Genomic DNA, 5,679 nt, shown 5'->3' with positions numbered 1-5,679 from the left:
TTGTTTTCTTGATATATCTAGGTTATGGCTAACGCCACGCTCCGCTAAGAGCGATTTTTTAGGCTTTGACGTATATTACTTGCCCTGACTGCCTTTGAGGCTTTTTCCTCCTTGTTTTTTGTCTAAGTCCCGTTAATACGTTTTTGGATTAGGATATTTCTGTACCTTATCCATAGTTCTCCATTTACTTTGAAGAAAATTATATTTTATTAAACCATAGGCTTAACCTTATTAGACTTAAGATTATATTTTATTGATTTAAATTTATTGATTTAAACTTTACTAGTATTTAAAAAACAATAGATTGCGTGTTTGAAGCGATCGCGTGAAAATGCGCTAGCTTTGATCCATAGTAATTAAATTTTTCTTCAGTTTAAATGCTTGAGTAAATCAAATGACATGCATGTACGTGCCTCATATGTAAATTATTACTAGGATAAACAAAGGCGTACAGTTCGAAATAAATTAATTAGAAGCTATGGGAAAGTATATTCCATGCAAATAAAGTAATATCGCTTGAGCGGAGATGTTTCCGTTTAGGCTTCAAGCTATAAAAAAATATATTCCTGTTTGTAGATATACCGGGTATAAACCCAATTAATCATGGACTTGAAAGACAAAGAAGCAACAAATCAATTTTCTCCACCCAACAAGAAACTGAATGGGAAAAAATCATTCTCTTTCCAAGGAATCTTAACCCGAGAACGGATTATTTCTTTGACTACTGTGGCGATCATATTTACTGCTTGGACGATGGTGACAGAAAAAGAATTAGTCAGTCCATTATTTTTACCATCTCCAACGAAAGTTTGGACTGCATTTATAGATATTTGGCAAAACGGCTATAAAGGAAATTCATTGATTTTCCACATCGGGGAAAGTATGTATCGCTTGGTATTTGCTTTAGTGTTAGCAATTGTCACAGCAATACCTTTGGGGATGTTGTCTGGTTTTTCTAAACCGATTCGGGCAGCACTCGATCCAATTGTTGAATTTTATCGCCCTTTGCCACCACTCGCATATTATACATTGTTAGTAATCTGGCTAGGGATAGAAAACCCTTCTAAAATAGCCCTACTTTATTTAGGAGCATTTGCACCGTTATATATTGCAGCCGTATCTGGAGTCCAAAGAATACCTCGCGATCGCATCAATGCTTCTCTGAGTTTGGGTGCTTCTCCTTGGCAAGTATTTACTTTTGTAATTTTTCCTTCTTCTTTGCCAGACTTATTTACCGGATTGCGCACGGCGATTGGATTTACTTACACTACCCTAGTAGCAGCAGAAATGGTGGCGGCAGTTTCTGGTATCGGCTGGATGGTATTAGATGCAAGTAAATTTCTTAGAAGCGATCAGATTTTTGTCGGCATCATTATTATGGGTATCATCGCGATCACGATCGATGCTTGCATTCGTTGGGTAGAAAAAACTCAGTTACCCTGGATCGGTCACGACTCATAAGCCATACTATTTGCTAGTAAATACCAAAAGTGAAAATTCGCCAAATATGCGTTTAAAAAGAAGAAACGTTCTGTTCGGATTAGCAGGATTGGGTGGAACCTTACTTGTATCTAGCTGCGGTAATTCCCAATCTACCCCAACTGATGAAAATACTACATCTGGTGCAGGAATGCCGCCAGAAATTCGCATTGGCTATCAAGTATCTGCTAATGCAGAACTATTAGCTAAAGCTGCAGGTCTAGCAGAGAAAGCCTTTACAGATTCCAAGGTCAACGTAAAATATATCAGTTTCAATTCCGGTAGAGATGTGAACACAGCCATGGCTTCCGGTGGAATCGATGTCGGATTAATCGGTTCGGTGGGAGTTGCTGTAGGTGTTGCCCAAAAATTACCTTATCAGCCTTATTTTATTCATAGTGTAATTGGTGAGGCTGAAGCCCTGGTAGTAAAAAAGAATATTAATACTATTAGTGATATTCGTGGAAAGAAAATTGCAGTTCCCTTTGGATCTACCAGCCACTTTACTTTTCTCTCCCTACTGAAACTAGAAAAAATTGGGGAAAAGGAATTAACAATCTTAGATTTGCAGCCCCAAGATATGGTCGCAGCTTGGCAGCGAGGTGATATTGATGGCGGCTATATCTGGTATCCTAATTTACCCAAAATGGTAGAAAGTAATGGAAAAATTTTGGTAACTTCAGCTGATATGGCAGAAAGAGGAGTCGTTACAGCTGATTTAGGGGTAGTACGCAAAGAGTTTGCTGACAAATATCCCGATGCGATGAAAAAGTATGTAGAAGTTTTGGACGAAGCCGTTAATTTATACCGTAAAAGCCCAGAAGAAGCCAGCAAACAAATCTCTAAAGAAATGGGTATCAGCCCAGAACAAAGCCTAGAAGCGATGAATAAACTGATCTGGTTAACTTCAGACGAACAAGCAGATGCAAAATATTTAGGTAAACCTGGTAATATCGGAAACTTTGCCGGAGTCCTAGAGGAATCTGCCCAATTTATGGTTGCTCAGAACACAATATCATCCGCACCTGACCTCAAAACTTATCAATCGGCGATTCGCAATGAGTTCTTGTAGTTATGAACTGCAGCTATAAACTCTTGTAGTTAATTGTTTATCACTTGCTCCTTTCCTTCTCCCTTAGCAATTTCTAACTTGCATTTTAGTTTTGTATTAGCACCCAGGATAAATATATGGAAGTATATTCACAACAAAGCAGTTCGCTGGAAAAAAATACCATCTGTCAGCTGGAAGGTATTGGTGTAACCTTCGGTTCTGGGAGCGATCGCTCGGAAGTATTACGAGATATTAACCTAGATATGAATTTGGGAGATTTCGTATGCGTACTGGGATCTTCTGGGTGTGGTAAAACTACTTTATTGCGAGTTTTGGCAGGATACCAACCACCAACAACAGGTTATGTCAATGTATCTGGGAAACGACATGTTAAACCCGATGCGGATGTGGGGGTAGTATTTCAACGTCCCAATTTATTTCCTTGGTTGAGTATTGCAAAAAATGTCGAGTTTGGTCCTCAAATGCAAGGGTTATCAAAACTAGAACGCAAAAAGAAAGTTTCTTATTACCTGGATATGGTGGGTTTAATAGATGCTGCAAAGTTATTACCCCACCAAATTTCTGGAGGAATGCAGCAAAGAGCGGCGATCGCTCGGACACTTGCTGCAGATCCAAAAATAGTTTTGATGGATGAACCTTTCGGTGCTTTAGATGCTTTGACTCGGGAATCCATGCAAAGCCATTTACAAGGTATTTGGGAACGCACCCAAAAGACGATTTTTTTCATTACCCATGACGTTGAAGAAGCTTTGCTTTTATCTACTCGTATTGTAGTGATGCACGCACGTCCTGGAAGAATCGTCAAAATTGTAGATAATCCTTTTGCCCACGGATTGAAAGAACAATCTGCTGCTAGTTTACGGGTAACACCAGAATTTATTCACATGCGAGAGCAGTTAGTTGCTAGTATCCATCAAGATTAACTGAGGGTTTTGCCTCACTTCACCAGTTCTAGTCTTGGAAGCATCATAAGTATTTCAATGGATTCTACATGGAGGTAGATTTAGTATCCGTAGTAATTCCTGTTGTGGTGCTTCTTGGGATAACGCCGATAATTAACGTTGTTGTGATAGTAGTTTCTGGAACGACGTTTGCGGTAATAGACTTTTTTCGGGCGATAGTATCTCCGTGTCCGACAAGGGCGTCTATATTTTTTGTAATGGTGTCGCCGCTTTTTGTGATGATGATGTTTGTAGTGGTAGTTGCTTTTCGTTTGCTCTAGCTCTTCACCATCTACCTCTGGTTCAATCCCTAATTCTGGTTCAACCTCCAATGACAAGCTATCGACTTCAAGGTGTTGAATGTCAGGAGTTTGAGTGAAGTTAACCAGGTTTTGATTGATCTCTTGTGAGGAGGGCTGTTTATCAAGTTCTTTAGTAACAGATGCTTGTGCTACCCCAAGTCCTAAAAAACCAGGTACTACTACAGCACTAACTGCAAACTTCCAAAATATTTTTTTGGAAAACATTTAAATATACTCCTAATTTTGGTTTCCCTTGCTCCACCTAGGAATGTCTTCAAATGGACTTTAGCTGATTTCTATCGATGTTGCTGCTACAGCTTTAAGAGCCCATAACAATGGTTTAGCACTTCTAAAGCTACTAAGGGGTATCCTGGCGATCGCTATTGGCATTTTTTATTAGTAAAAACTTGCAAAGTTTTGTTAATATTTATTAATATATTGTTAATAACATATAGGTGTGTTTACAAACCACGCGAGAAGTTAATGACTTTTATCCCATTGACTCAGCCGCTCCTACGCGAAAAGCAGCAAGATTTAGATTTTCAAGATTTACAAGGGTTATTACGCATCAATGCCAAAATTGGTAAAGTAACTATTTTTTCAGGATTTTATACGCGAATAGATCAAGTATTTATCCTTTGGGGATTAATTTGTGGCGCAATATTTATCTCTGCCCAATTTTTAGCCCTTAGTTGGCAAACACAAGCTATTATTTGGTCGACTTTTTCTGCATTTGGAACCTTGGGGATGATGTTGCTAACTTGGTTCTGGGTTAGCGTTGAACGGCTGCGCTGGCTGGTTTATTCTTGGTTCGTCTTAATGTTTGGTGGTATTGTTATCACTGACTTGGGTATTTTTTTGGGTTGGGCACAAGTGTTAATCAATTTATGCCCCATATGGTTGAGTTTGTGTGCCCTTGGATATATCATTACTGCATTAGCAGTCCGATCGCGTGCCTTTCTTTTAATGGCGATCATACATTTGCTTGGAATTGGAATTTTGCCTTTATTTTCTGGCTGGCAATTCTTGAGTACTGGTTTAGTAATGTCAGTAAGTTTGCTGCTACTTGCTGAAATGCAATGGGATATGCGTCCTCCAATTGAATACAGTCTTTTGAGTGCAGAACAAAAACAATTTAATCGGGAGCAACAACAGCAACGTCTGTTAAGTTTGCAAAAGAATATTTAAGTAGTCTGTATTATTTATCTCTTTTTTCGATCATTGTCCCAAAATATAAATATGCAATTTAAATAGCATTATTTATGTTGCATTTGCTAGAGCAGGTGTTATGCTGTTTGTCCTGCTGATTGCTTACCAAAGGAGAACGGCGTCAGGGAAGCAACTAGTTATGAGATTGTTAAACATGAGATTGTTACATTTAACATCTGTTGGGGTAAAAACTCAGTTGAGAAATGTCAAAAAAAGTGTTGTGGGGTTTTTGCCGTTTCCCCCATTTTGCAGTCATCGAGGGGATGCGAAACCATCCATCAGAACAGTCTGAGGTGATTGACACTTATACTAGTGACATTAATAAAAATTTAAATTGGGTAATTGCACTCCTTAAGAATCAAATTTTTTTTACTAACTATTTATACTGGTCTAAAGCTAAATGTATTTAGACCAGGTTTTTTATAAAAGGGAACGGGGAACAGGGAACAGGGAATAGAGGAAGCAGAAGAATTTTAAGGAATGAGAATTTAATAATCTGTAATTCTGAAATTTGGAATGGTGCGTTACGCGATGCTAACAGCACCCTACTTTTATAATTTATAGCGGTTTTCGGTTGAGTGTAGTACACCTCGTAGAGACGTAAAATTTTACGTCTCTACATTTGGGAATTAGAAAATGTATTTGATTCAAATGAAAACCGCTATATTTAATCCAC

The 5,679-nt window shown here is 38.4% G+C and carries 5 protein-coding genes; 4 read left to right on the top strand and 1 reads right to left on the bottom strand.

The window, feature by feature from the left end; all coding sequences use genetic code 11:
* The first annotated feature begins 603 nt into the window (after positions 1 to 603).
* The 3 genes from QNJ50_RS28365 (at position 604) to QNJ50_RS28355 (ending at position 3,474) form a co-directional block, all read left to right on the top strand.
* Positions 604 to 1,461, top strand: coding sequence for an ABC transporter permease subunit (locus QNJ50_RS28365; RefSeq protein WP_300642525.1), 858 nt, complete (start codon positions 604 to 606; stop codon positions 1,459 to 1,461).
* 46 nt (positions 1,462 to 1,507) lie between these two features.
* Positions 1,508 to 2,551 carry an ABC transporter substrate-binding protein gene (locus QNJ50_RS28360; RefSeq protein ID WP_300642522.1) on the top strand — a complete coding sequence of 348 codons (1,044 nt, stop codon included), beginning with the start codon at positions 1,508 to 1,510 and terminating at the stop codon, positions 2,549 to 2,551.
* Positions 2,552 to 2,667: 116 nt separating this feature from the next.
* A complete protein-coding gene (locus QNJ50_RS28355; protein ID WP_300642519.1) occupies positions 2,668 to 3,474 on the top strand; it encodes an ABC transporter ATP-binding protein in 807 nt (268 codons plus the stop codon).
* A gap of 80 nt (positions 3,475 to 3,554) precedes the next feature.
* Here QNJ50_RS28355 and QNJ50_RS28350 read toward each other — a convergent pair whose 3' ends face one another.
* Positions 3,555 to 4,019, bottom strand: a complete 465-nt coding sequence (locus QNJ50_RS28350) for a hypothetical protein (RefSeq protein ID WP_300642517.1) — start codon at positions 4,017 to 4,019, stop codon at positions 3,555 to 3,557.
* Positions 4,020 to 4,277: 258 nt separating this feature from the next.
* On the opposite strand from QNJ50_RS28350, the gene QNJ50_RS28345 reads away from it, so the two are divergent.
* Complete coding sequence (locus QNJ50_RS28345; RefSeq protein ID WP_300642514.1) at positions 4,278 to 4,982, top strand: hypothetical protein; 705 nt, start codon at positions 4,278 to 4,280, stop codon at positions 4,980 to 4,982.
* Positions 4,983 to 5,679 lie beyond the last annotated feature (697 nt).

Origin of the sequence: Mastigocoleus sp. MO_188.B34 (genome assembly GCF_030065675.1) — a bacterium.
GTDB lineage: Bacteria > Cyanobacteriota > Cyanobacteriia > Cyanobacteriales > Nostocaceae > Mastigocoleus.
This window is presented reverse-complemented; position numbering and strand designations above follow the sequence as displayed.

Coding starts and splice junctions, on each gene's coding strand:
- QNJ50_RS28355 (WP_300642519.1), top strand. CDS start 2,668: ATGGAAGTATATTCACAACAAAGCAGTTCGCTGGAAAAAAATACCATC.
- QNJ50_RS28350 (WP_300642517.1), bottom strand. CDS start 4,019: ATGTTTTCCAAAAAAATATTTTGGAAGTTTGCAGTTAGTGCTGTAGTA.
- QNJ50_RS28360 (WP_300642522.1), top strand. CDS start 1,508: ATGCGTTTAAAAAGAAGAAACGTTCTGTTCGGATTAGCAGGATTGGGT.
- QNJ50_RS28345 (WP_300642514.1), top strand. CDS start 4,278: ATGACTTTTATCCCATTGACTCAGCCGCTCCTACGCGAAAAGCAGCAA.
- QNJ50_RS28365 (WP_300642525.1), top strand. CDS start 604: ATGGACTTGAAAGACAAAGAAGCAACAAATCAATTTTCTCCACCCAAC.